Consider the following 25,559-nt stretch of genomic DNA (forward strand, 5'->3'; position numbering starts at 1 on the left):
GTGGCGGCAGGATGACCGAAACAGACAGGACGACGCCCCCGTGACTGCGACAAAGCGCAAGCCAAAGCCCATCACCGCGCATCCGATGTTTCCGGTCGTGACGTCCCTGTGGTTTGCGGCGTTCTTCGGGCTCGGCAGCTTTGCCGTTGCACCCTCTCTGCTCGAAGGCCCGGTCGTTGCGCTGGGCATTCCGGCCATCGTCCCTGCGGCCACTCCGCCACTCGGCTTTACCGCGCGCGTCCTGCTGGCGCTTGGCCTGCTGTTGCTGGGTGCGCTCATCGGCTTTGTGGTGGGGCGCAAGCTTGCACCCAAGGAAGCCGCTCCGGTGCGCCGCCGCGACATGTCCGCCGCCCGCAGGCAGCGCAATGACGAGACTGACCATCGTTCCGACGAACCCCGCCGCGTATTGAACCCGGCTGAAGACCTTGGCGAGCCGCTTGATGCGCCTGGCGATGATCAGGTCGCCCCGCTGCGTCGGCGGGCACTGTCGCTGACCGATGAAGCGCAGCCGCTGGTCCCGGCTCAGGACGCGCCGCTCCCCGGCTTCCTGCCTTGGGAGAATGCTTCCCCGGCCTATGCCGCAGTCGCTCGTGATGAAGATCCGCTCGCCCTTGAAGGTCTGCTTGAAGAGGCTGCAGGCGCTGCCGAGGTCTCCGTCGGGGCTGGGCCATTTTCCGCCCCTGCCAAGTCAGATGAAGAGCAGATCGCTGCCTTTGCGCCTCCCGCTGCCTTCACGCAGGAACCTGAAGCGCCGTTTGCTGCTGCTGGCGACGCCGAACCCGATTTCACACGGCCCACAGAGCCTGCGCCTGCTGCTTCGGTTCTGGCACCCAAGCCCCTGCTTCAGGCCCCGGCTGCACAAGTGACTCCGATCGAGCGTGCGCCGCTTGATGGCCTTGGCATGGTCCAGCTTGTCGAACGTCTGGCTGTTGCGATTGCCCGTCACGCGCCGCCGGTGCGCGATGCGGCGCCGCTTGAAACCTCCGCCTATGCGGCCCCCGCTGCTCCGGAAAGCCCTGCTCCTGTCGAAAACGTGGTGGCTGCTCAACCCGTACAAGTTGATGAAGTCCGTGACGATCTGCGCGTCGTCCGGCTGCGTCCGCTCGCGGTCGATATTGCGCCGCCGCTTGACGAAGACGAAGAGCAGGAGGGTGTCGCGCAGCTTGCCCGCTTCCTGCGCGCACCGGCTGTCGCCACGCCGGAGGCGCCCGTGCCCACTACCGATGATCCGGCCGAGCCCGAGGTTGCCGAGGAGCGCTACCCCTCGCTGCTCGACATGGGTCCTGCCTCGCTCCGCCAGCACTCGCCCCGCATTGACGATGGCCTTGCGCTGGACGAGGAAGCGGACGCTTCAGATGTTGAACCGACCGTGGTGTTCCCCGGGCAGGTTTCGGCGCTGCAAGGTGGCCTGCGCCGGTTTGAACGGCCTTCGATCCTGCCGGTCCAGGGCTCGCCCCTGGCTGCGCCGGGGCAGGCTGCACCCTCGACCCCGGCAGAAGTCCTGCCCGATGCATCGCCCGCTGCGTCCGGCGCGCTGGCTGATCCGGAAGAGGCCGATCGCGCGCTTCGCGCCGCACTGGCCACGCTTCAGCGGATGACTGCTCAGGGATAGTTTTCCACGTCCCTGGCGGCACTTTCGGGCAGAAAGACCCGGCGAAGCCGCACTTTCTGCCATGTCGCAACCGTATTTACGGCATTAACCGCGCGCTTGATGCCCTTGCGCGGTTGCAAAATAACTTTCCTGCAGTCATGGGGGCACTTCGCGCAATTTTCGTCGCTTTTCCGCGAGGGTGATTCGCGCGCCGCTGCCTTTTTGGCCATTGCCTTATTGGATGTAGGACGATCATCGAGATGGGATTTCCGCCGCTTCAGGGCCTGTACGATCCGCGTAATGAGCATGACGCCTGTGGCGTGGGCTTTATTGCCCACATCAAAGGCCAGAAAAGCCATGCGATTGTGGACCAGGCGCTGGAAATTCTGCACAATCTTGACCATCGCGGTGCCGTCGGCGCCGACCCGCTGCTGGGCGATGGCGCCGGCATCCTGATCCAGCTTCCCGACCAGCTGTTCCGCAAGTGGGCCGCTTCCGAAGGCAAGGACCTGCCGCAGCCGGGCGATTACGCCGTGGCCATGTGCTTCCTGCCGCAGGAAGAAGCCGCTCGCCTGTTCGTGACGGAATTCTTCGAGAAGTTCATCGCCAAGGAAGGCCAGGAACTGATCGGCTGGCGCGATGTGCCAACCACGCAGGAAGGCCTTGGCAAGGCTGTCGTCGAATCGATGCCGGTGATCCGCCAGTGCTTCATCAAGCGCGGGGCGAACACGCCCGATCAGGACGCGTTCGAGCGCAAGCTGCTCGCCATCCGCAAGCAGACGCAGAACCCGCTCGCCGCCATGGCCGAGAAGCACAACCTGCCGGGCGTCACGCAGCTCTATATGCCGAGCTTCTCGACCCGCACGATCGTCTACAAAGGGCTGCTGCTGGCAACGCAGGTCGGCTCGTTCTACGATGATCTGCGCGATCCGGACTGCGTTTCGGCTCTGGGCCTCGTGCACCAGCGCTTCTCGACCAACACCTTCCCGAGCTGGAAGCTGGCACACCCGTTCCGCTTCATCGCCCACAATGGTGAGATCAACACTGTTCGCGGCAATGTGAACTGGATGAACGCGCGCCGCCGCACCATGGAATCCGAGCTGCTCGGCCCGGATCTCGACAAGATGTGGCCGCTGATCCCGCACGGCCAGTCTGACACCGCCAGCCTCGACAACGCGCTCGAACTGCTGCTCGCCGGTGGCTACAGCCTTGCCCACGCGGTGATGATGCTCGTGCCCGAGGCGTGGGCCGGCAACCCGCTGATGGATTCCAAGCGTCGTGCCTTCTACGAATACCACGCCGCCCTGATGGAACCCTGGGACGGACCCGCTGCCGTCGCCTTCACCGATGGTCGCCAGATCGGCGCAACGCTCGATCGCAACGGCCTGCGTCCCGCACGCTTCTCGATCACCCGCGACGACCTGATCTGCATGGCTTCGGAAAGCGGCGTGCTGCCCTTCCGCGAGGAAGACATCGTCCGCAAGTGGCGCCTCCAGCCCGGCCGCATGCTCCTGATCGACATGGAGCAGGGCAAGATCATCGAGGACGAGGAAATCAAGGCCGAGCTGGCCAATGCCGAGCCATACGAAGAATGGCTCGACCAGGCGCAGTACAAGCTCAAGGAACTCGACGTGATCGAGCCTGAGCTGGCCGCGCTGCCGGTGGAAACCACCTCGCTGCTCGATCGTCAGCAGGCCTTCGGCTACACGCAGGAAGACGTCACCAAGTTCCTCGAACCGATGGGCGTTGCCGGCGATGATCCGATCGGATCGATGGGCACCGACACGCCAATCGCGGTGCTTTCGAACCGCTCGCGCCTGCTGTTTGATTACTTCAAGCAGAACTTCGCGCAGGTCACCAACCCGCCGATCGACCCGATCCGCGAGGAACTGGTCATGTCGCTGGTCAGCATGATCGGGCCGCGCCCGAACCTGCTCGGCCGCGATGCCGGCACTCACAAGCGTCTGGAAGTTGATCAGCCGATCCTGACGAACGAGGACGTCGCCAAGATCCGCTCGGTCGAAGCCGCGCTCGACGGCGCTTTCCGCACCGGCACCATCGACACGACATGGGATGCCGCCACCGGCGCCGATGGCCTCGAAATGGCCATCAAGGAAATGTGCTGGGCGGCGACCGAAGCGGTGCTGGCCGACAAGAACATCCTGATCCTGTCGGACCGTGCCCAGTGTGAATCGCGCATCCCGATGCCGGCTGCGCTGGCAACGGCTGCGGTGCACCAGCACCTCGTCCGTCAGGGGCTGCGCATGCAGACCGGCCTTGTCGTCGAAACTGGTGAAGCGCGCGAAGTGCACCACTTCTGCGTGCTGGCGGGCTATGGCGCCGAAGCGATCAACCCCTATCTGGCGTTTGAAACGCTGGAGCAGATCCGCGTGGCCAAGGAGCTTCCGCTCGAGCCCAAGGACGTCAAGAAGAACTACATCAAGGCCATCGGCAAGGGCATCCTCAAGGTCATGTCCAAGATGGGCATCTCGACCTACCAGTCCTATTGCGGTGCCCAGATCTTCGACGCTGTCGGCCTGTCGACCGACTTCGTGAATGCCTATTTCACCGGCACCGCGACGACGATCGAAGGCGTCGGGCTCAAGGAAATCGCGGAGGAAACCGTGCGCCGTCACGCCACGGCCTATGGCGACAACCCGATCTACAAGAAGATGCTCGATGTGGGCGGCATGTACCAGCTGCGCCTGCGCGGCGAGGAGCACGCCTGGACGGCGTCGAACATCGCCAACCTGCAGCACGCGGTCCGGGGCAACACGCCTGAGAAGTATCGCGAGTTCGCCCAGTCGATCAACGACCAGTCGGAACGGATGCTCACCATCCGTGGCCTGATGGAGCTGAAGAAGGCCGATCAGGCCATTTCCATCGATGAAGTCGAACCGGCGAGCGAGATCGTCAAGCGCTTCGCCACTGGCGCGATGAGCTACGGCTCGATCTCGTGGGAGGCGCACACCACGCTCGCCGTGGCGATGAACCGCATTGGCGGCAAGTCGAACACGGGTGAGGGCGGCGAAGACCCGGCGCGCTTCAAGCCGCTCGCCAATGGCGATTCGATGCGTTCGGCGATCAAGCAGGTGGCGTCCGGCCGCTTCGGCGTGACCGCTGAATACCTCGTCAATGCCGACGACGTGCAGATCAAGATGGCGCAGGGCGCAAAGCCCGGCGAAGGCGGCCAGCTGCCGGGAGACAAGGTCGACAAGACCATCGGCAAGACCCGTCACTCGACCCCGGGCGTCGGCCTGATCTCGCCGCCGCCGCACCACGACATCTACTCGATCGAAGACCTTGCCCAGCTCATTCACGATCTCAAGAACGTGAACACCGGCGCGCGCATCTCGGTCAAGCTGGTCTCGGAAGTGGGTGTCGGCACCGTGGCCGCGGGCGTGTCCAAGGCACGTGCCGACCATGTGACGATCTCGGGCTACGAAGGCGGCACCGGCGCTTCGCCGCTGACCTCGCTGACGCACGCCGGCTCTCCGTGGGAAATCGGCCTTGCCGAAACCCAGCAGACCCTGCTGCTCAACAACCTGCGCAGCCGCATCTGCGTGCAGGCCGACGGTGGCCTGCGTACGGGCCGTGACGTCGCGATTGCCGCGCTGCTCGGCGCTGACGAGTTCGGCTTCGCCACCGCGCCGCTGATCGCGGCCGGATGCATCATGATGCGCAAGTGCCATCTCAACACCTGCCCGGTAGGCGTCGCCACCCAGGACCCGGTCCTGCGTGCGCGCTTCACCGGCCAGCCCGAGCACGTGATCAACTACTTCTTCTTCGTCGCCGAAGAGCTGCGCGCGATCATGGCCGAGATGGGCTTCCGCACGGTTGCCGAGATGGTCGGCCGGGTCGATCGTCTCGACGTGAAGAAGGCTGTCTCGCACTGGAAGGCGCAGGGCGTCGATCTGTCGAAGCTGCTGCACAAGGTCGAGCCGGTCGAAGGCACGACCCTGAACTGGAGCGAGACGCAGGATCACGGCCTCGAAGCCGCGCTCGACAAGGACCTGATCGCTGCCAGTGCCCCGGCACTCGACAAGGGCGAACCGGTCCGTCTTGAGCGCAAGGTCATCAACGTCAACCGCACGGTCGGCGCGATGCTCTCGGGCGAAGTGGCCAAGAAGTACGGGCACAAGGGCCTGGCCGACAACACCATCCACATCTCGTTCAAGGGTGTGGCAGGCCAGTCGTTCGGCGCGTTCCTCGCCCACGGCGTAACGCTCGATCTCGTCGGCGATGCCAATGACTACGTCGGCAAGGGCCTGTCGGGCGGTCGCGTGATCGTGCGTCAGCCTGCCCACGTCGATCGTGACCCCACCGAGAACATCATCGTCGGCAACACCGTGCTCTACGGTGCGATCGCCGGTGAGGCCTACTTCAACGGCGTCGGCGGTGAACGCTTCGCGGTGCGCAATTCGGGCGCCGTCGCGGTGGTCGAAGGCACCGGTGACCACGGTTGCGAATACATGACCGGCGGTGTCGTCGTCGTTCTCGGCAAGACCGGCCGCAACTTCGCGGCAGGCATGTCGGGCGGTGTTGCCTATGTCTATGACGTCGACGGCAACTTCGCCCAGCTCGTCAACGGCGCGATGGTCGACGTCCTGCCGATCTCGGCAGAGCGTGACGAGGAAGACGGTGCGGGCCGTCCGCAACAGCGCGGGGTCGACGTCTACGACTACGGCATGGGCGACATGCTGCGTCACGATGCCGAACGCCTGCGGGTGCTGGTGGAACGGCACCACCTCTACACCGGCAGCAAGCGCGCTCGCGAAATCCTCGACAACTGGGCCGAGGCTTTGGGCAAGTTCGTCAAGGTCATGCCGCGCGACTATGCGCGGGCGCTCCGTCAGATGGAGGCCGAGCGCCTCGAAGCCGCCTCGGTCGCGGCTGAGTAAGGGTTAGATTACAATGGGTAAGGCAACCGGCTTTCTCGAAATCGATCGTCAGGACCGCAAGTACGATGCGCCTGCCGAACGCCTGAAGCACTATCGCGAGTTCGTGATCCCGCACGACGATGCCGGCCTCAAGGGCCAGGCATCGCGGTGCATGAACTGCGGCATTCCGTACTGCCACAATGGCTGTCCGGTGAATAACCAGATCCCCGACTGGAACCACCTGGTCTACGAGAACGACTGGCGCGAAGCGCTGACCAATCTCCATTCGACCAACAACTTCCCCGAGTTCACCGGCCGCATCTGCCCCGCCCCGTGCGAGGCGGCGTGCACGCTGAACATCGTGGACCAGCCGGTCACCATCAAGTCGATCGAATGCGCCATCGTCGATCGCGGGTGGAAGGAAGGCTGGATCGAGCCGCAGGTTCCTGCGAAGAAGACCGGCAAGTCCGTCGCTGTCGTCGGCTCCGGCCCGGCCGGCATGGCGGCTGCCCAGCAGCTGGCCCGCGCCGGTCACTCGGTGACGGTGTTCGAGAAGAACGACCGTATCGGCGGCCTACTGCGCTACGGTATTCCTGACTTCAAGATGGAAAAGACCCACATCAATCGCCGCGCGATGCAGATGGAGGCCGAAGGCGTCCAGTTCCGCACCAGCGTGGAAGTTGGCGTGACGGTCTCCTTCGCGAGCTTGCAGGAAAACTTCGATGCCGTCGTGCTGGCAGGCGGTGCGGAAGATCCGCGCGGCCTCAACATCCCCGGCGCCGAACTTCCCAGCGTGCGCATGGCAATGGAATTCCTGACCCAGCAGAACAAGCGCAACGCCGGCGACGACGAATTGCGTGCCGCGCCGCGCGGGTCGCTCACGGCCACCGGCAAGCATGTCGTCGTGATCGGCGGCGGTGACACCGGCTCGGACTGCGTCGGCACCTCGAACCGCCAGGGCGCCGCTTCGGTCACCCAGCTCGAGATCATGCCCAAGCCGCCCGAGAAGGAAGACAAGGCATTGAGCTGGCCGAACTGGCCGCTCAAGCTGCGCACTTCGTCGAGCCACGAGGAAGGCTGCGAACGCGAGTTTGCCGTGCTGACCAAGCGCGTCGTCGGTGAAAACGACGTTGCCGGCCTCGAATGTGTTCGCGTCGAGTGGGTCAATGGCCAGATGCAGGAAGTGCCGGGCAGCGAATTCGTGCTCAAGGCCGACCTTATCCTGCTCGCCATGGGCTTCGTCGGTCCGCGCAAGCAGGGCCTGCTCGAACAGGCCGGCGTCGAGCTCGACCCGCGCGGCAACGTCAAGGGCAACGTCGTTGATTACAAGACCAGCGTCGACAACGTCTTTGCCTGCGGCGACATGCGCCGCGGTCAGAGCCTCGTCGTCTGGGCAATCCGCGAAGGTCGCCAGTGCGCCCGCGCCGTCGACGAAGCGCTGATGGGCGTGAGCGAACTGCCGCGCTGATCGCAAGCCATTGCCGAAAAAGGGAAGGGGCGTCCGCAAGGGCGCCCTTTTCCGTTGGGTTTCAGCCGTCGCCTTCGGGCGCCACCGCAGGCATGGCTTTTGTGCGGCACACCAGCAGCTTGTCGATCTTGCGACCGTCCATGTCGACAACCTCGAATCGCCAGCCCTGATCGTGGAAATGCTCGCCCTCGTTGGGTAGCTTCTTGAGCACCGACAGACAGTACCCGGCCGTGGTTGCAAATTCGCGGTCGTCAGGCAGGTCCAGCCCGAGCCGGTCGGCCAGTGCATCGGCGGGCAGGGCGCCCGAGATCAGCATCGACCCGTCCTCGCGCTCAACCACCATCGGTTCGTCACCGGCATCGGAATGGCCGACAAAGTTGCCTGCAATGGCCGCCAGCAGATCGGCCGGCGTGACGATGCCCTCAAGGTGGCCATATTCGTCATGGACCAGCGCAATCGCCACTTCGGCCTGCTGGATCATGCCGAGCGCATCCATCGTGTCGAGCTGATCGGGCACGATCGCCGGTTTCTTCATCAGGCGCCCGAGCTGCACCTTGCGCCCGCGCAGCAATGTCGAGAACACGTCGCGCACCTTCACCACGCCGACAATGCGATCGACCGACCCGTCCGCCACCAGCAGCAACGAGTGGGGACTGTCGTCTATCGCTTCACGCAGTTCCGCTTCGCTCGCCTTGCGCTCGATCCAGTGCAGTTCGGTGCGCGGCGTCATCACCTCGCGCACCGGCCGTTCGGCAAGGCGCATGATCCCGGTCATGATCGCCCGCTCGTCCTCCTCGATCACACCCGATCGCGTGGCCTCGGCGAAGATCATGTGGAGTTCCTCGGCGGTTACCTCCTGCTCGGTCCCTTGCTTCAGCCCGAGCAGGCGGATGATCGCGCTCGAGGAATTGTCGAGCAGCCACACGAACGGCGCGGTGATCTTCGACATCAGCGCCATGGCCGGCGCCGCCAGCTTGGCGATCGGTTCCGCCGCGCGCAGCGCCAGTTGCTTGGGCACCAGTTCGCCAACCACGAGGCTGAGATAGGTGGTGATCGCAATGACGACAACGAAACCGGCATCGTCGGCATATTGCGCCGGAAAGCCCCATGCTTGCAGCCGCTCGGCCATCGGGCCGCCAAGGCTCGATCCCGAATAGGCACCGGCGATGATGCCCACCAAGGTAATGCCGATCTGCACGGTCGATAAAAATTTTCCGGGGTCGGCGGCCAGCGCAAGAGCAACCTTCGCGCCCTTGCTGCCGTCTTCCGCAGCCACCTTCAGGCGGGCAGGACGTGCCGAGACAATCGCCAGTTCCGACATGGAAAACAGGCCGTTGAGCACAACGAGGCCCAGGATCACGAAGACGTCAGACCATGGAAAAGGTGTCACGCGAAGGCCCCTAACAGATTTAGGACAAAAGGCGAATAGCGCATGGATTGTTCCTGAGGATCGCTTCGCCTGGGTTCCCGTTCGGGAACCGTTCAGTCGAAGTGGGCGTATTTCACCCTGTCAAAGCGGCATTGCGGCGCTAAGCTCGTGTCCGGATGCTGGTAAAAGGGGACAGGAAATGAAAATCCGTCGTGTTCTTATGTCGAGCCTGTGCGCGGTTTCGCTGGTCAGCTTGTCGGCCTGCGTCACCGATCCCAACACCGGCGAAAAGAAGGTTTCGCGCACGGCCATCGGCGGCATCGGCGGTGCGCTGGGTGGCGCCCTGCTCGGTGGCCTGATCGGCGGCAAGACTGGCCGTATCGTCGGCGCGGGCATCGGTGGCGTCGCCGGTGGCGTGATCGGCTACCAGAAGGACAAGCAGATCAAGGAACTGCGCGAACAGACCGCAGGCACCGGGGTGGATGTGACCGAAACCGATGGCGGCAATGCCATTCTGGTAAACCTGCCCAACGGCGTGACGTTCGACGTCGACAGCTCGACCGTGAAGCCGGCTTTCGGCGCCACGCTTGATCGCGTCGCCCAGTCGCTGGTCCAGTATCCGAACTCGCTGATCGACGTCTATGGTCACACCGATTCCACCGGTTCGGATGCCTACAATCAGGCCCTGTCTGAACGCCGCGCTCGTGCGGTCGCGGATTACCTGACGTCACGCGGCGTCGGCTATGCCCGTATCCGCAGCCAGGGTTTCGGTGAATCGCAGCCGATCGCTTCCAACGACACCGAACAGGGCCGTCAGGCCAATCGCCGCGTCGAAATCAAAATCGTGCCGATCAGCCAGGATGACGTGAATCGCGCTCGCTCCGGCCAGTAAACGCTTAGAATCAAGCCAGCGGCGTCGCCCACACGGGCGGCGCCGTTTGCTATGTGGAACATACGATTGGGCGTTGACCGGTGCGGGCCGAGGCTGGCATCGGCTCTGGCAAAGGAGACCAGTTCGATGCCGATTCAGCGCCGCACCATCAATGGCCGCGAAACCAACCCGATCGGGCTGGGCTGCATGTCATTGAGCTGGGCCTATGCGGGCCGTCCCAGTGAGGAGGATGGCATCCGCCTGCTCCAGCACGCGGTCGACATCGGCTACGATCACTTCGACACTGCGCGCCTATATGGCCTCGGCCATAACGAAACGCAGGTCGGCATTGCGCTCGAAGGCCGCCGCGACAAGGTCTTCCTCGCCTCCAAGATGGGCATCTTTGCCAGCGGCGAGAAGCGCGGCATCGATTGCCATCCCGATACGATCCGCAGCGAGCTCGAAGTGTCGCTCAAGCTGCTCAAGACCGATCACATCGATCTGTACTACATGCACCGGCGGGACTTCAAAGTGCCGATCGAGGATTCGGTGGGCGCGATGGCGGACCTCGTGAAAGAGGGCAAGATCGGCGGGATCGGCCTGTCCGAGATGTCGGCCGAAACCTTGCGCAAGGCAGCGGCGGTCCACCCCATTGCCGCGATGCAGACCGAATACTCGCCGTGGACCCGTCAGGCAGAAATCGCCGTGCTCGAGGCATGCAAGGAACTCGGCACCACCTTCGTTGCCTTCTCCCCGGTCGCGCGCGGCGTGCTGGCCAATGGCGTACGCGATCCGCAAGGCTTGCCCGATGGCGATATTCGCAAAGCCATGCCGCGTTTCACCGGCGAGAATTGGGAAAAGAACCTCGCGCTGGTCGATGCCTTCAATGCCATTGCCGCCCGCGAAGGCGTGACCCCTGCACAACTGTCGCTGGCGTGGGTGCTTTCGCGTGGCGACCATGTCGTCGCCATTCCCGGCACCGGCAAGATCGCCCATCTTGAAGAAAACATCGCGCGCTGGGACTGGGAAATTCCCGCGTCGGTTGCCGCAGAGGTCGATGATCTCATCAACCAGCAGACCGTGTCCGGCCATCGCTATGCCGGCGTCATGCTCCCGACAATTGACACCGAGGACTTCGCCTAAGCCAGTTTCGCCGCCCTGTCGGCCAGCCGCTCGACTGCAGCTGCGTGGATGGCGGGCGCGGTGACCAGCAGGCCGAAGGCGCGGGGGTCGCGCTTGTTGTAATCAAGCGGCTTGCCGAATGCATCGGACACGACCGCCCCCGCTTCGCGCGCGATCAGCGTGGCAGCCGCGATGTCCCACTCGAAACCCCAGCGCAGCGTTGCCAGCAGGTCCGCCTCGTTGGCGCCGACCATCGCGATGCGCAGCGCGATCGAGTTGGGCTTGTCCACGGTCACCAGATCGGCGTCTGCCTTGGGCAGGCTGTCGGCCGGAACGCGCGCTCCCGCCAGCACGGTGCGCGTGCTGGCGTAAAGTTTGCTGCCATTCCGCTCCGCTCCCTGGCCCGCCACTGCGGACCAGTACTCGCCCCGGGCAGGCGCGCTCAGCGCCCCGATCAGCGGGCGCCCCTCGCTCACCAGCGCTACCGAAACCGACCAGCCTGGCCGGCCGCGCACGAAGTCGCGCGTGCCATCGACCGGATCGACCAGCCAGCACAGGCCGCGTTCCAGCCGTTCGGGGTGATCCACCGTTTCTTCGGATAGCCAGCCTGCCGAGGGGAGCAGGGCGCCCAGTTCGCGCTTCAGGAAAGCATCGACCGCAAGGTCTGCATCGCATACCGGGCTGCCCGGCGTCTTTTCCCACACTTGGGGGGCATGGCCATGTCCAGGCCATAGGCCCAGCGCCATGTCCCCGGCAGCGCGGACGATCTGGTGGAGGCGGTCATAGTCGATCATTCCGCGCCTCCGTGCACAGTGGTGAGCATAGTATCGTGCAATTGCGAGACGTTATCAAAGATAGCTTCGAGTCTCGCATTTACGCTCCTTTTCAAGCTCCCCGCTCTGTGCTTAAGGCATTCCGAGTCAAGCGCCAATGGCGGCGTATACCTTTGCGCCAGTGCGGCGCGCCTGTTCGAAACGGGGATAACGCATGAACGTCCATGAGTACCAGGCGAAGGAACTGCTTGCGAAGTTTGGTGTCGGCATTCCGGCGGGGATTGCGGCGCTGACGGTTGAGGAAGCGGTTGCTGCGGCCAAGCAGCTTCCGGGGCCGCTTTATGTCGTGAAGGCGCAGATCCATGCGGGCGGTCGCGGCAAGGGCAAGTTCAAGGAACTCCCCGCTGATGCCAAGGGCGGCGTGCGCCTGGCCAAGAGCATCGAGGAAGTCGAAGCCTTTGCCAAGGAGATGCTCGGCAACACCCTCGTGACGGTGCAGACCGGCGAGGCGGGCAAGCAGGTCAACCGCCTCTACATCACCGATGGCGTTGATATCGCCAAGGAATACTACCTGTCGATGGTCGTCGACCGCGCAACGAGCCGCGTTGCCATGATCGTCTCGACCGAGGGCGGCATGGACATCGAGGAGGTCGCGCATGCGACCCCTGAGAAGATTGCCACGATCACCATCGATCCGGCCGAAGGCTTCATGCCGCACCACGGCCGCGCTGTCGGCTATGCGCTCAAGCTGACGGGCGATCTCAACAAGCAGGCCGGCAAGATCGCCGAGCAGCTCTACAACGCCTTCGTCGCGCTGGATTGCGACATGCTCGAGATCAATCCGCTGGTGGAAACCAAGGACGGTAACCTCCTCGTCCTCGACACCAAGATGAGCTTCGATTCGAACTCGCTCTACCGCCACCCCGACGTGATGGCGCTGCGCGACGAGACCGAGGAAGACCCGGCCGAGATCGAAGCGAGCAAGTACGACCTTGCCTACATCAAGCTCGACGGCAACATCGGCTGCATGGTCAACGGCGCCGGCCTTGCCATGGCGACGATGGACATCATCAAGCTGAACGGCGAATTCCCGGCCAACTTCCTCGACGTGGGCGGCGGCGCAACGACCGAGAAGGTCACCGCAGCGTTCAAGATCATCCTCAAGGATCCGGCGGTGAAGGGCATTCTCGTCAACATCTTCGGCGGGATCATGAAGTGCGACATCATCGCCGACGGCATCGTTGCCGCCGCGAAGGAAGTGAACCTGCAGGTTCCCCTCGTCGTCCGCCTCGAAGGCACCAACGTCCAGCAGGGCAAGGACATCCTCGCCAACTCGGGCCTGCCCATCGTCCCCGCCAACGACCTTGGCGATGCCGCCAAGAAGATCGTCGCTGAAGTCCGGAAGGTCGCCTGATCCTTCGACGGACTGCGGTTTGATCAAGGGGCGTCGGGCAACCGGCGCCCCTTTTCATTTGCCTGTCCCGTCGCCCACTTGTGCAGTTGACGTTTACGTAAGCGCGAATTATGCCGAGACCCACGGAATCAAGGAAAGGACGCTTAGGCCCATGAAAGCCCTGGTCTGCGTGAAGCGCGTGATTGACTACAACGTGAAGCCTCGTGTGAAGGCGGATGGTTCGGGGGTTGATCTTGCGAACGTGAAGATGAGCATGAACCCGTTTGACGAGATCGCGGTCGAGGAGGCCATTCGCCTGAAGGAAAAGGGCGTGGTGAGCGAGATCGTGGCGGTGTCGGTGGGCGTGGCCAAGAGCCAGGAAACGCTGCGCACGGCGCTGGCGATGGGCGCGGACCGGGCGGTGCTGGTGCAGGTCGATGACGGCACCGAGGTCGAGCCGCTGGCGGTGGCCAAGATCATCAAGGGCATTGCCGATGAGGAGCAGCCCGCCCTGATCATCACCGGCAAGCAGGCGATCGACGATGACAGCAACCAGGTCGGCCAGATGGTCGCCGCATTGCTGGGCCGTCCCCAGGGCACCTTTGCCAACGAGGTTTCGGTCGAGGGCGATGCGGTCGTCGTGAAGCGCGAGATCGACGGCGGCTTGCAGACCGTGAAGCTGGCGCTGCCTGCAGTGGTCACCACCGACCTGCGCCTGAACGAGCCGCGCTATGCCTCGCTGCCCAACATCATGAAGGCCAAGTCCAAGCCCTTGGCCACCAAGTCGCCCGCCGACTACGGCGTGGACATCGCCCCGCGCTTGAAGACGCTGAAAGTCAGCGAACCGCCGGTGCGCTCGGCCGGCATCAAGGTGCCCGATGTCGACACGCTGGTCGCCAAGCTCAAGGAAATGGGAGTAGCCTGATGTCCAAGGTTCTCGTTCTCGTCGAACACGACAACGCTTGCGTCAAGGACGCCACGCTCGCTGCCGTCACCGCTGCCAGCCAGCTTGGCGAAGTGACCGCGCTGGTCGCCGGATCGAACTGCGACGGCGCCGCAACGGCCGCCGCCCAGATCGCCGGCGTTGCCAAGGTGCTCAAGGCCGACGACGCATCGCTCGACAACGCGCTGGCGGAAAACGTCGCGCCGCTCGTCGCTGGCCTGATGGCCGATTACGACGCCTTCGTCGCCCCTGCCACGACCACGGGCAAGAACGTCGCCCCGCGCGTCGCCGCGCTGCTCGATGTCATGCAGATCTCGGACATCCTCTCGGTTGAAGGCCCCAAGACCTTCACCCGTCCGATCTACGCCGGCAACGCCATCGCCACGGTCGAAAGCTCCGACGCCAAGCTGGTCATCACCGTGCGCGGCACCGCCTTTGCCAAGGCTGCATCCACCGGTGGCAGCGCAGCGATCGAAGCCGTCAGCGCCACCCCCGACAGCGGCCTGTCGACCTTCGTCAGCGCCGAGATCGCCAAGTCGGAACGTCCCGAACTGACCAGCGCCAAGATCATCGTCTCGGGCGGCCGCGCGCTCAAGGACGCTGCCACCTTCGAACAGGTCATCACCCCGCTCGCCGACAAGCTGGGCGCCGGCATTGGCGCATCGCGCGCCGCCGTCGACGCAGGCTACGTGCCCAACGACTACCAGGTCGGCCAGACCGGCAAGATCGTGGCACCGGAAGTCTACATCGCGGTCGGCATCTCGGGCGCGATCCAGCACCTTGCCGGCATGAAGGACTCCAAGACCATCATCGCCATCAACAAGGACGAGGACGCCCCGATCTTCGCAGTGGCCGACATCGGCCTCGTCGGTGACCTGTTCACGCTGGTCCCGGAACTCACCGGCAAGCTCTGACACCATCACACAAAACGCCACCCTGGAGTGTTTCCCCGGGGAAACACTCCAAATGGGTTAAGGGGGCGAGATTGGCTGGTAAGCCTACACCTCTCAGCGAAGAGCTGTCCAAGCCGAGCCACGGCCGCGCTGCCCTGCTCGCGTCCGTGGCGCGCTCAGCGCGTCTTTCGCCGACCTACCTCATGCTGGTCGCCCTCGCGACCGCGATTGCGCACGTCGGGCTGCTCATGGACTCTGCGCCGGTCGTCATCGGTGCGATGCTCATCTCGCCGCTGCTTGGGCCGATCATGGGCTTCGGCTTTGGCGTGGCCATCTTTGAACTTGCGCTGTTGCGGCGCGCGGCAAGATCGCTGGGCGCGGGTATGATTCTGGCAATCCTCATTGCCGTTCTGCTCACCTGGATTTCGCCGATCCAAGACGTGACGCCAAGCATCCTCGCACGTGTCCGGCCCAATTTGCTCGATCTGCTGGTTGCGGTGTTCGGCGGTATCGCCGGTGCATATGCCACCGTCCGGCGTGAAGCCATCAGCCTGGTCGGCGTGGCCATTGCGACAGCGTTGGTACCGCCACTGGCTGTCGTCGGTTTCTCCCTTGCCACCATGCGCTTCGACTACGCCTGGGGTGCGCTGCTGCTGTTCATCACCAATGCCACTGCCATTGCTCTCATGGCCACGGTCACCGCACGTGTCCGCGGTTTCGGCACGCAACTCTCACCTCGACAGAGCTGGGCGCAGACCGCCGGTATCATCGTCACGCTGGTGGCGCTTGCCATCCCGCTCGGCTTGAGGCTCTCTGCCAACGTGCGCGAGGCGAGAGCGCAATCGGCCATAAACCGCCAGCTGCAAGAACTGGCTGGCCCGGCTGCCCGGATTGATCGCCTCGACAGCAACCTCGCCAGCACGCCTGCGCAAGTGGATGCGGTGGTAATGGCGCCGGTTTACAACGTCGGTCTGCAGGACCGCTTCGCAGATCGCGTGGAGGGCCTCCTCGGCCGTAACGTCCAGGTACGCCTTGTCCAGATCCGCAGCGGCACGCCGGAAGCAGACGACGCGCGTCGCGCACTGGAGGACGCAGTAGCAACCGAGCGAACGCGCAAGGCAGAGATTACCCGGCTGCGGGCGACCTTGGCGCGGATTGTCGATGGCGACGAGACTGCGGTTCTGGTCGATCCGGAGCGCAGATCTGCGCGGGTATTTTCAGCTGAGCCCCTGCCAGAATCCACCATCGCCGCGCTGCAGATCGCGTTCCCGGGGTGGACGATCCAGTGGGGTGAGGCAGATGCTCCTAGCGGCGAGGCTACAACTGCAGCGTCAGGCACTGGCTGAAATCGTCCAGCACGTAGTCCGCAAAGGCCTCGCAGTTGACGAAGCCGTGCTTGCGATAGAGCCCGAGGGCCGGTTCGAAGGCGGGGCCTTGGCCGGTTTCGAGGCTGACGCGGGCGTAGCCGCGCTGCCGTGCAATCGAAAGCAGGTGAAGCAGCACGGCTTCGCCAATTTTCTTTCCTAACCAATCACTTGCGACACGCATGGACTTCAGTTCGCCATGCGTGGCATCGAGTTCGCGGATCGCGCCCATCCCGGCCAGCACATCCCCGACCCACGCCGAATAGAAAGTGACGCCCGGTTGTCGCAGCTTCTCCACGGGCAGGGCGTGGACTTTGCAGGCTGGCGAGTTGGCATGCATGCCTGAAAGGTGGAGGGCGACGAGCTCACGGATCGCCTCTCCGGAAAGATCGTCTTCGATGATCGTGACGCGGTCCATTGGGTCCCTCCCTTCCAGTAACATTGACTTTTGAGCACGAACGGGCGCCATCTCGCAATGCTCGAGAAGAGCCGTGAAGGGGACGCTCAGCTCAAACGTATCATAACCGCCGATCAGTGGCGGGAGGTCGGGAGCAGCTTGGTATCAGGTGTGCTTGTCGGCCTTGCGACGGCCAAAGCGCATGCCGGTTTCGAGGCGGGCGCGCAGTTGGGCGTAATAGGCTTCGAGGAAGGCGCGCTCGTCACCGGCGCCTGCGTTCCAGCCGATCTTGCCGCAGATCGTGCGGGCGACATCCCGCAGCGCTTCTTCGCGATTTTCACGCAGCACGCGTTCGAGCACCTGCAGTTCGTATTCGCCATAGACCGCCAGATCCGTATCGCTGAAGCGGTACTGCACGCCGGTGGTCTGCGAGACGCCGCGCGCGCCTTCTCCAACCGAGAGTGCCTGTTCCAATTTGCGCTTGGGCGCTTCGACTACCCAGGTCCCGGCGATCAGGTCTCCGCAGCGCAGCCTGTCGCGATTGAAGAATGGGAACAGCGCAAAGATCAGGAACCAGACGAGGCCCGACCATGCTGCCAGCTCGGTATCGCCGCCTTCGACCGCGGCGACGAAGATGAAGATCAGCGGCATGAACAGTTCTATGTCGCGCACGAGATTGCGGGCAATCACCGCTTCGGTGGTCAACCGCGCGCCGTCCTTGCCGCGTGCGCGGGCGGCGACGCGGATGCCGGTGATGCGTTTTCCCGGCGTGGCGCCGCGCGGGCCAAGTTCGAAGAACAGGAACCAGGCATTGCGAAACAGGAACACCACGATGATCCAGATGATGACCAGCGCCTGCACGGCGCGCCCGGCGGGGCTGTCGTCATCCTTGTAATTGATGCCCACTGCATCGGCGACATAGATAATGAGCAGCGAGGCACCGACGATCGCGCCGACGATCATGGCAAGATCGAGGAACAGTGCGGCAGCGCGCGCTCCGCGTGAAGCCAGGACGAAAGGCAGCGGCACGCCTTCGGGGGTGACGACCATGCGGCGGCGGCGGTCCTGAAGCACCTGCGGGGTGCGCGGCGCGGGCTTGCCGGTGCGGCGGAAAGGCAGGCGCATTGGAAGGCGCACTGGCAGACGGAGGGCCATCAGCGGGCCTCCCGGCGGTAGGCGAAGAAGTAACCGGTCCACAGCACCAGCATGAAGCCGCCGACAGTGAGGCGGGACGGCGTGGAATCGATCAACTGCCTGGCGAAGCCTTCGAGCAGCGCTGCGACGATCAGCATGAGGACAACGCCGGTCATGACCTGCGCGGCCCGGCGGCCGGCAGCAGCGGCGGCATCCATGACCGACATGTTGCCGGGGAAGGCCATTGCTCGGCCGATGTGGATGCCGGCTGCGCCCGCCAGCAGGATTGCGAACAGTTCGGTCGTGCCGTGAATGGCGAGCCAGCCGACGAAATCGAGCAGCAGCCCCTGCCCGTGGTAGAGCCACAGCATCGCGCCGAGCAGCGCCGTGTTGTGAACGAGCAGCAGCATCGTCGGCAGGCCGAAGGCGAAGCCCAGCGCGAAGCACATGATCGAGACTTGCGCGTTGTTGCTGAACAGCCCGGCGGCAAAGACGCTCATACCGTTCTGGTCCTGGTTGCCGAACAGGGTGCCAAGCAGGACTTCGCGGCTTGCGCCCGGTACGCGCACATCAGCCATGCCGCCGGGGACGAGCGAGTAGTACCATTCGGGGGTCGATGCCACGAGCAGCCAGCCGACCGCAGTGCCCGCGACCATCAGCGCCAGCGCGATCAGCAGGTCGACGCCGAGGCCGCGCACGCTCGCGCTCCAGCCGCCGCCGATGAAGCCGCGAAACCACGACCACAGCGAGGCGCGCGGGCCATAGACAAGGAACCAGGCGCGCTGGGTCAGCGCTTCGAGATAGGCGACGAGTGCTGCGTCCAGCGAGGTTTCGCGAGCGATCGAAAGGCTGGAAGCGGCGGTGCGATAGAGCGCCGGCAGGGCGAGCAGGTCCTCATCCGAAACGCCGCGCGTGTGCCCCGCCTCCATGCGCTCGAGCACGGCTTCGAGACGCTTCCAATCGGCTTCGCGTTCGAGGCGGAAGCGATCGGAGCGCAGGGCGGCTTGCTCTGCCGCAACGGCGGCCTCGGTTGGCCTGGCGAACCAGTTGCCGATCTTCTGGGCAATTCCTGTGGTGACAGCGTTCATCCGATGCGCCCCTCGCGCTTGATCGCGAGATAGGAATCGAGCAGCCGCGTGCCGATCTGGTCATGCGGCGCCTCGAGCACGCGCACGCCGAGGTGGCGCAGGCGCTGGAGCACGATCGCGCGCTGCCGTGACAATGTGGTGGCGGTGACGGCTTCGGCGACCGATTGCATGTCGGTTACGGTTGCGGTGGCAAGGCCTGCGAGTTCGGCATCGGCCATGACCACGAACAGTACGAGGTGGCGTTCGACCAGTCGGCCCACGTTCTCTACCATCAGCTCGGCGCTGGTCGGGTCGGAGAAATCGGAGAACAGGACGATCAGCGAACGCCGCTGCAGCCGCGCGGCAAGCGTCGACAGGGCGAGCGTGAAGTTTGGCTCGCCGGGGTGGTAGTCAAGCTGGGCGGCGGCGCGTTGCAGGCGGGTGAAATCGCGGCTGTCGGTGACGAAGGGTGTGGCAACTTCGGGGCGCGCGGCAAAGCCGAACAGGGCGACGCGGTCCTGCGCCTTCAATGCGACATAGGCGGTGGTGAGCGCAGCGGTGACGGCGCGGTCGATGCGGGGCAGGCCCTCGATCGGTTCGCACATCGCCTGCCCGCAATCGAAGGCGAAGACGATCTGGTTGTTGCGCTCGACCTCGTATTCCTTGGCGAAAAGGCGGGCATGGCGGGCCGAGCTTTTCCAGTCGATGCGGCGGCGGTCCATGCCCGGTTCGTATTCGGCGAGTGCTTCGAATTCCGTGCCTTCGCCACGGATGCGCCGCGCGATCAGGCCGAACTGGGCGTCGCGCAGGAAGATCTGCAGCGCCGGGCTGCGCACCGGGGCAATGTTGGGCCAGACGCGGACTTCGGCATCGAGATCGCGGGTGGCCTGACGGTGAGCGAGGCCGAGCGGGCCGCTCCAGCGCAGCCAAAGGTGGGTGAGTTGCCCCGTGCCGCGGCGGGTGGGAGTGATCGTGGTGGTGCCGCTCCATGCCCCATCCGCAAAGACGAGCGGCAGGGCAATGCGGCCACCTTCGGCAAGGCGCGGGTCGCAGGCGATGGCGGCGTCCGGGCGGATGCCATTGCGGGCGCGGGCAAGCGAGGCAACGACCGTGAGAGTGGCCGGTTCGCCGACTTCGCTATCGGACGGGGCATGGACCTGCACGTCCTCAAGTGTTCCGGCGAACAGGCCATCGAGCAGGATCAGTACGAGCAGCGCGCCGCCCAGCGCGGGTGCGGCGATCCATGCCGCGGGGGCCGCCGCCGCCACGACCAGCGCCAGCGGAGCGAGGCCCGCGAAGAGCAGGACCGCACGGCCCGAGGGCAGCAGGGCGGCAGGCTTGTTCAACGCGGGGCTTCCGTGCCTTCGACGAGGGCGGTGACGATGGCCTCGACCTGCTTGCCCTCGATCTCGGCCGCAGGGCTGAGCATCAGGCGATGGCGCAGGACTGCGGTGGCCAGCGCCTTTACGTCGTCGGGGATGACATAGTCGCGGCCATCGAGCGCGGCGCGGGCGCGGGCAGCGCCGGCGAGCAGCACGGCGGCGCGGGGGCTGGCGCCGACGACGAGATCACCGCTCTCGCGCGTGGCGCGGACGAGGCGGACGACGTAGTCGACAATCGATTCGGCCAGCGTGATCGAGGCGATGGCGCTTTGCGCGCGGCCAAGTTCTGCGGCGGTGGTGACTGCAACGACGCCGAGTTCGGCGGGCTTGGGCGTGCCCTTGCCATAGCGGGCGACGATGCGGGCTTCTTCTTCGGCCGTGGGGTAGCCGACGATGAGCTTGAACAGGAAGCGGTCCAGCTGGGCTTCGGGCAGCGGGTAGACGCCCTGGCTTTCGATCGGGTTCTGCGTGGCGACGACAGTAAAGCGTTCGGACAGGGCGTGGACCTCGCCGTCGAGGGTGACGCGGCGCTCCTGCATGGCTTCGAGCAGGGCCGCCTGTGTCTTGGGCGGGGTGCGGTTGATTTCATCCGCCAGCAGCAGTTCGTGGAAGATCGGCCCGCGCGTGAGGGTGAACTGGCTGGTCTGGAAATTGAACAGGTTGGACCCGAGGATGTCGCCGGGCATCAGGTCGGGCGTGAACTGGATGCGCCCGAAATCGAGGCCGAGAGCGGCGGCGAAGGTCTGGGCGAGGAACGTCTTGGCGGTGCCGGGAGGGCCTTCGAGCAGGACATGGCCGCCTGCGAATAGCGCGACGAGCAGGTGATCGAGCACCTCTTCCTGGCCGACGATCGCCTTGCCGACTTCGGCACGGATCCGGCCGGATAGCGCGCCAAGCTCGGCCAGGGACATTTCGGTGGTCGTCTCGGTCACTTGAGGTGCCTTTCTATCTGCTGCAGCACTTGGGCGCGCTTTGTCAGCTCATGGGGCTTGCGGGCATCGCGCAAGTGGCGCGCCGCTTGGGAAAAGGGCGGTCCGGCCACGGCGCGGCGGACTTGCGCGGCGTCGATCAGGCGTTCGGTTTCGTCCGGTGCAAGGCCCTTGGGTAGGCCCAGCGCCAGCGCAATGCGTTCGCGCGCGGCATCGGCATAAGGTGCAGCGGCAAGGTGGACGCGGCCGGCGCGGCGAATCAGTCCCGCGGCGTTGGCGACGAGGGCAGCCTTGCCAAACGCGATTTCCTGCGCCTGCGCCAATGCAGGGCCAAAGCGGTTGAACGCACGCCAGGCAATCGCCAGCGCGGCGAGGAACAGGCAGATCGTGGCGGCAAGGAACGGCGGCTCGAACGCGAGGGTGAGGAGGTTGCGGCTGGCGCCAAAGCCGTTGAAGGTCATGTCGAAGACGAAGGGCTGGCTGCGATTGTCCGCCGTTGCCAGCACGAGATCGCGGGCAAGCATGGCGGTGTTGCGATCGGCAAGACCCCAGTTGTCGAGCAGGTCAGGTTCGAACACGAGGACGACGGGATAAAGATCCTCGTCCTCGCCGCCGTAATCGGGATCTATTCCAGCCAGCGTGTTGAGCGCGGGATAGTAACCGTCGTCGTCAAGAAACGCGGCGAGGGTCTTGCCGCTGCCGGTGGTGAGGATGGGCACGAGGCCCTTGCCGGAACCGGTTTCGATCTGGCGATCATCAGGGAACTTGCCGCGGCGGTTGCCGAGCTTCCAGCCGCCTGCGGGCGGTGCTTCGTCGTCGCCGATCTCGACCGTGACGTTGTCGGCAAAGCCCTTCCATAAGGGCGCCTGCGTGCCGACCATCTGCACCCAGCCGCGCTTGGCGGCCTTGGCGTCGACACCCGTGGCCAGCCACTTCGGCGTGACGACGATGGTCGGCCCCCAATAGCGGTGGGCATCGACGATTTTGGCGATCTCCTTGCCATCAGCGTCGGCTGGCGGGGTGAGGATCAGCAGGCCTGGTGTGTTTTCAAGCGCGCGTTTGTTCCGCTGCCGCTGGACGTCCAGGCCTTCGGCTTCGAGCATCCGCGCAAGGCCGGCATAACCGTTGAGGCCTTGTCCGCCGACGTGCGCGCCGCCGTTGTTGCTATTGCCGCCGGTGCCGTTGCCGAGGAACCAGAGCAGTGCGACGAAGGCGAGCGCACCGACCAGCAGCATGCCGATCAGAGTGCCGCGCGAGAACGGCGATGGTGCGGCGTTGCTCATTGGCCGGCGGCCGTCAGCGGCGCGATGGCGAAGCGTGAATAAGCCTCGCGCGCCGCACGCCATTCATCCGCCCCCAACGGGCGCAAGGCATAGCGCGCGCGCTCGACCAAGCTGGCGATGGTGCCGAATGCGGTGCGGGCCTCGCCGGGGAGGCCCGCGATCGTGCCGATCTCGCGCGCGGTGCTGGACGGGGCCAGCCAATCGGGCCGGGCCCGGGCGATCTGGCCGATGCTGCGCTTGAGCAGGAGATGCGCGGCCTCGCCATAGAGGCCTTGCGCGGCGAGGCGGTCTGCGTCCTCAAGCAGGGCAAGCGCCTCTTCACGCTGCGGCGCCCATTCAGGCTCGGCCACTTCATGGCGGGTGCCACGTTCCCGCCACAGTGGCCAGAGCAGGCTCCATGCGATCCACAGCACGCCGAGGCCTGCGCCCACGAGCAACAGCATCTCGATCACGCTCCAGCTGCTGCCGAGCAGGCGCCCGAGCGGCGAGAGCAGCCATTCGAGAAAACGGCCAAGCGCCTTGAGCCAGTCCGGGGTTATCGGTGCCGGGTCGGGCGGGACGGGAGCAAACTGGAGGTCCGACGATTCGCGGATCGAACGCCACGCAGCCTCGGCTGCGGCCGCATCATTTGCTGGTACTGTTGCCGCCGCAGGTGCCGTCACCCGCGCAACCTTGCACGTGGCAGGCGGCGGGGCAAGGGCAAGTCATCGGCCTTTTGAATACTCTTACTGGCCGCGAATGCGTTCCATTGGGTAAGTCCCAAGTATTCGCAGGTTCTTGGCAAAGAAATCGAGCTCCTCGAGCGCGAGATCAACCGGGCGTTCACCTGGAGCGCCGACGATATCGGCATAGAATTCGGTGGCGGCAAAGCTCGCGCCGCGCTGGTAGCTTTCCAGCTTGGTCATGTTGACGCCGTTCGTCGCAAAGCCGCCCAGCGCCTTGTATAGCGCAGCCGGGATATTGCGCACTTCGAACACGAACGTGGTCATCGCCGGGCCGGAGATGGTGGCCGGATCGCGCGGGGTCTTCGACAGGATCACGAAGCGGGTGGTGTTGTCGTGCGCGTCCTCGACGTTGTCCTCGATGACTTTGAGGCCATAGAGTTCGGCGGCGATGCGCGGAGCAAGCGCGGCCACTGTCGGATCGCCGAGTTCGGCGATGTAGGCGGCGGCGCCGGCCGTATCTGCATAGCTCATCGGCACGATTCCGCGATCGCGCAGATAGAACCGCGACTGGCCGAGCGCCTGCGGGTGGCTGTAGGCAGCCGTGAACGGCCCATCGCCCAGCGCCATCAGGCTCGCATGGATATCGAGGAAGTGTTCACCGACGATCGAAAGCCCGCTTTCTGGCAGCAGGAAGTGGATGTCTGCTACGCGCCCATGCTGCGAGTTCTCGATCGGGATGATCGCGTGGGCCGCGCGATCTTCCTTGACCGCGTCGAGCGCGTCTTCGAACGAGAAGCACGGCAGCGGCAGGCAATCTGGCAGGGCTTCGAGAGCGGCGCGGTGGGAGTTGGCGCCGGGCGCCCCTTGGAACGAAACGGCGCGCGCGGGATCGGCGGCTGCGGCGGCAGCCATGTTCTCGACAAGGGCGAGCGCGGGGGCGGGATAGCTCTGCATTGTGCTGCGCGCGTTAAGCCGGTCTGTTCTTTCGGGCAAGGGAGATCGATTTTGCGGCGCAAACCATCTTGCGCTGCTGCATGGCGCTGACTAGAGGGACCCCGAACTCGCGCGGGTGTCGGCAAGGTGCTGACGTTGCGCCTATGGGGCTCGTAAATGGACGATCGTTTCAATACCATCGCCGGATGGACCTTGTTCGGGGGCATCGTGGCTCTGGGGCTCTCCAGCCTGTCGGCGCACTACTTCCTGGCCGACAAGGAGCACCGTCCGGAAGAGATGGGCTACGCGATCGAAGGCGTCGTCGAAGAAGGTGCCGAGGGTGGCGCTGCGGCTGAACTGCCGCTGGCGAATCTGCTCGCGGCTGGCGACGTTGCCAAGGGCGAAGCCGTTTTTGCCAAGTGCAAGGCCTGCCACACCGCCGAACAGGGCGGCGCCAATGGCATCGGCCCGAACCTCTATGGCATCGTCGGCAAACCGGTCGGCAAGCATGCCGCAGGCTTTGCCTATTCGGCTGATCTTGCTGCCAAGGGCGGCAACTGGGACTTCGCCACGCTTGATGCCTGGTTGAAGAACCCCAAGGCCTTTGCCGCCGGCACCAAGATGTCGTTTGCGGGTCTGCCCAAGGGCGAAGACCGCGCCAACGTGATTCTCTATCTCAACTCGCTCGGCTCGAACCTGCCGCTGCCTGCGCCTGAAGCCGTTCCGGCTGCTGGTGCTGCGCCTGCTGAAGGTGCGGCAGTTGCTCTGGTTGGCGACGCTGCCAAGGGCGAGGCGATCTTCGCCAAGTGCAAGGCATGCCACACCATCGATCAGGGCGGCGCCAACGGCATCGGTCCGAATCTGTTCGGCGTGCATGGCGAGGCCGTTGCCGGTGATCGCGGTGGTTATGCCTTCTCCGACGCGCTCAAGGGCAAGGGCGGCACCTGGGACGATGCCACGCTTGATGCCTGGCTGAAGAATCCCAAGGCTTTTGCGGCTGGCACGAAGATGACCTTTGCGGGCATCACGGATGATCAGCAGCGCGCAGACGTGATCGCCTACCTGAAGTCGAAGAAGTAAGCTTCGCTTTCAGGCGAAATTC

The 25,559-nt window shown here is 64.9% G+C and carries 21 protein-coding genes; 10 read left to right on the top strand and 11 right to left on the bottom strand.

Annotation, left to right across the window (positions count from 1 at the left end; genetic code table 11):
- Window positions 1-40 precede the first annotated feature (40 nt).
- Window positions 41-1,612, top strand: coding sequence for a hypothetical protein (locus ACZ1JY_RS11940; protein WP_465129411.1), 1,572 nt, complete (start codon window positions 41-43; stop codon window positions 1,610-1,612).
- Here the strand turns inward: ACZ1JY_RS11940 and ACZ1JY_RS11945 are convergent.
- Window positions 1,603-1,950, bottom strand: coding sequence for a hypothetical protein (locus tag ACZ1JY_RS11945; RefSeq protein WP_206065682.1), 348 nt, complete (start codon window positions 1,948-1,950; stop codon window positions 1,603-1,605). The two genes, ACZ1JY_RS11940 and ACZ1JY_RS11945, sit on opposite strands and share 10 nt — an antisense overlap.
- Between ACZ1JY_RS11945 and gltB the strand changes: the two genes are divergently transcribed.
- Together gltB and ACZ1JY_RS11955 are read left to right on the top strand one after the other, a co-directional pair.
- Window positions 1,852-6,492 (top strand): glutamate synthase large subunit, encoded by a 4,641-nt coding sequence (gltB, locus tag ACZ1JY_RS11950; RefSeq protein ID WP_465129412.1) that lies wholly within the window; start codon window positions 1,852-1,854, stop codon window positions 6,490-6,492. The genes ACZ1JY_RS11945 and gltB overlap by 99 nt on opposite strands.
- A 13-nt stretch (window positions 6,493-6,505) precedes the next feature.
- Window positions 6,506-7,939 (top strand): glutamate synthase subunit beta, encoded by a 1,434-nt coding sequence (locus tag ACZ1JY_RS11955; protein ID WP_465129413.1) that lies wholly within the window; start codon window positions 6,506-6,508, stop codon window positions 7,937-7,939.
- A gap of 61 nt (window positions 7,940-8,000) precedes the next feature.
- On the opposite strand, the gene ACZ1JY_RS11960 is transcribed toward ACZ1JY_RS11955, so the two are convergent.
- Window positions 8,001-9,329: a hemolysin family protein gene (locus tag ACZ1JY_RS11960; protein WP_465129414.1), complete on the bottom strand. Its 1,329-nt coding sequence runs from the start codon at window positions 9,327-9,329 to the stop codon at window positions 8,001-8,003.
- 178 nt (window positions 9,330-9,507) lie between these two features.
- Here ACZ1JY_RS11960 and ACZ1JY_RS11965 point away from each other — a divergent pair, with 178 nt between their 5' ends.
- Both ACZ1JY_RS11965 and ACZ1JY_RS11970 read left to right on the top strand, forming a co-directional pair.
- On the top strand, window positions 9,508-10,200 hold the full coding sequence (locus ACZ1JY_RS11965; protein ID WP_118072559.1) for a YiaD family glycine zipper/OmpA-like lipoprotein: 693 nt from the start codon (window positions 9,508-9,510) through the stop codon (window positions 10,198-10,200).
- A 126-nt stretch (window positions 10,201-10,326) separates the two neighbouring features.
- Window positions 10,327-11,322 (top strand): aldo/keto reductase, encoded by a 996-nt coding sequence (locus tag ACZ1JY_RS11970; protein WP_465129415.1) that lies wholly within the window; start codon window positions 10,327-10,329, stop codon window positions 11,320-11,322.
- Here the strand turns inward: ACZ1JY_RS11970 and ACZ1JY_RS11975 are convergent.
- Complete coding sequence (locus ACZ1JY_RS11975) at window positions 11,319-12,095, bottom strand: 3'(2'),5'-bisphosphate nucleotidase CysQ (RefSeq protein ID WP_465129416.1); 777 nt, start codon at window positions 12,093-12,095, stop codon at window positions 11,319-11,321. The genes ACZ1JY_RS11970 and ACZ1JY_RS11975 overlap by 4 nt on opposite strands.
- Before the next feature lie 193 nt (window positions 12,096-12,288).
- On the opposite strand from ACZ1JY_RS11975, the gene sucC reads away from it, so the two are divergent.
- From sucC to ACZ1JY_RS11995, 4 genes are all read left to right on the top strand, one after another.
- Window positions 12,289-13,488 carry an ADP-forming succinate--CoA ligase subunit beta gene (gene sucC, locus ACZ1JY_RS11980; RefSeq protein WP_465129417.1) on the top strand — a complete coding sequence of 400 codons (1,200 nt, stop codon included), beginning with the start codon at window positions 12,289-12,291 and terminating at the stop codon, window positions 13,486-13,488.
- A gap of 151 nt (window positions 13,489-13,639) precedes the next feature.
- A complete protein-coding gene (locus ACZ1JY_RS11985) occupies window positions 13,640-14,392 on the top strand; it encodes an electron transfer flavoprotein subunit beta/FixA family protein (protein WP_465129418.1) in 753 nt (250 codons plus the stop codon).
- Window positions 14,392-15,324, top strand: coding sequence for an electron transfer flavoprotein subunit alpha/FixB family protein (locus ACZ1JY_RS11990; RefSeq protein WP_465129419.1), 933 nt, complete (start codon window positions 14,392-14,394; stop codon window positions 15,322-15,324). Before ACZ1JY_RS11985 ends, ACZ1JY_RS11990 begins: the two co-directional genes overlap by 1 nt.
- 71 nt (window positions 15,325-15,395) lie before the next feature.
- On the top strand, window positions 15,396-16,649 hold the full coding sequence (locus ACZ1JY_RS11995; protein ID WP_465129420.1) for a TIGR00341 family protein: 1,254 nt from the start codon (window positions 15,396-15,398) through the stop codon (window positions 16,647-16,649).
- On the opposite strand, the gene ACZ1JY_RS12000 is transcribed toward ACZ1JY_RS11995, so the two are convergent.
- From ACZ1JY_RS12000 to ACZ1JY_RS12035, 8 genes are all read right to left on the bottom strand, one after another.
- Complete coding sequence (locus ACZ1JY_RS12000; RefSeq protein WP_465129421.1) at window positions 16,621-17,085, bottom strand: GNAT family N-acetyltransferase; 465 nt, start codon at window positions 17,083-17,085, stop codon at window positions 16,621-16,623. The two genes, ACZ1JY_RS11995 and ACZ1JY_RS12000, sit on opposite strands and share 29 nt — an antisense overlap.
- A gap of 144 nt (window positions 17,086-17,229) precedes the next feature.
- Window positions 17,230-18,219 carry an RDD family protein gene (locus tag ACZ1JY_RS12005; RefSeq protein WP_240344808.1) on the bottom strand — a complete coding sequence of 330 codons (990 nt, stop codon included), beginning with the start codon at window positions 18,217-18,219 and terminating at the stop codon, window positions 17,230-17,232.
- Window positions 18,219-19,286 carry a stage II sporulation protein M gene (locus ACZ1JY_RS12010; RefSeq protein ID WP_465129422.1) on the bottom strand — a complete coding sequence of 356 codons (1,068 nt, stop codon included), beginning with the start codon at window positions 19,284-19,286 and terminating at the stop codon, window positions 18,219-18,221. The genes ACZ1JY_RS12005 and ACZ1JY_RS12010 overlap by 1 nt, the downstream gene beginning before the upstream one ends.
- Window positions 19,283-20,611, bottom strand: coding sequence for a DUF58 domain-containing protein (locus ACZ1JY_RS12015; RefSeq protein WP_465129423.1), 1,329 nt, complete (start codon window positions 20,609-20,611; stop codon window positions 19,283-19,285). Before ACZ1JY_RS12015 ends, ACZ1JY_RS12010 begins: the two co-directional genes overlap by 4 nt.
- Window positions 20,608-21,558 carry an AAA family ATPase gene (locus ACZ1JY_RS12020; protein WP_465130907.1) on the bottom strand — a complete coding sequence of 317 codons (951 nt, stop codon included), beginning with the start codon at window positions 21,556-21,558 and terminating at the stop codon, window positions 20,608-20,610. Before ACZ1JY_RS12020 ends, ACZ1JY_RS12015 begins: the two co-directional genes overlap by 4 nt.
- Window positions 21,559-21,575: 17 nt before the next feature.
- Window positions 21,576-22,859 carry a DUF4350 domain-containing protein gene (locus ACZ1JY_RS12025; RefSeq protein ID WP_465129424.1) on the bottom strand — a complete coding sequence of 428 codons (1,284 nt, stop codon included), beginning with the start codon at window positions 22,857-22,859 and terminating at the stop codon, window positions 21,576-21,578.
- Entirely contained in the window at window positions 22,856-23,521 is a 666-nt protein-coding gene (locus tag ACZ1JY_RS12030; RefSeq protein WP_118072552.1) for a DUF4129 domain-containing protein, read from the bottom strand. Before ACZ1JY_RS12030 ends, ACZ1JY_RS12025 begins: the two co-directional genes overlap by 4 nt.
- Window positions 23,522-23,584: 63 nt before the next feature.
- Window positions 23,585-24,478, bottom strand: a complete 894-nt coding sequence (locus ACZ1JY_RS12035; protein WP_168905506.1) for a prephenate dehydratase — start codon at window positions 24,476-24,478, stop codon at window positions 23,585-23,587.
- A gap of 156 nt (window positions 24,479-24,634) precedes the next feature.
- Here ACZ1JY_RS12035 and ACZ1JY_RS12040 point away from each other — a divergent pair, with 156 nt between their 5' ends.
- The gene (locus tag ACZ1JY_RS12040) at window positions 24,635-25,537 is read left to right on the top strand and encodes a c-type cytochrome (RefSeq protein ID WP_118072551.1); all 903 of its coding nucleotides are present in this window, start codon (window positions 24,635-24,637) and stop codon (window positions 25,535-25,537) included.
- Window positions 25,538-25,559: the final 22 nt, after the last annotated feature.

The sequence above is a fragment of the Novosphingobium sp. BL-A-41-Hi4B-X5A genome (assembly GCF_055521705.1).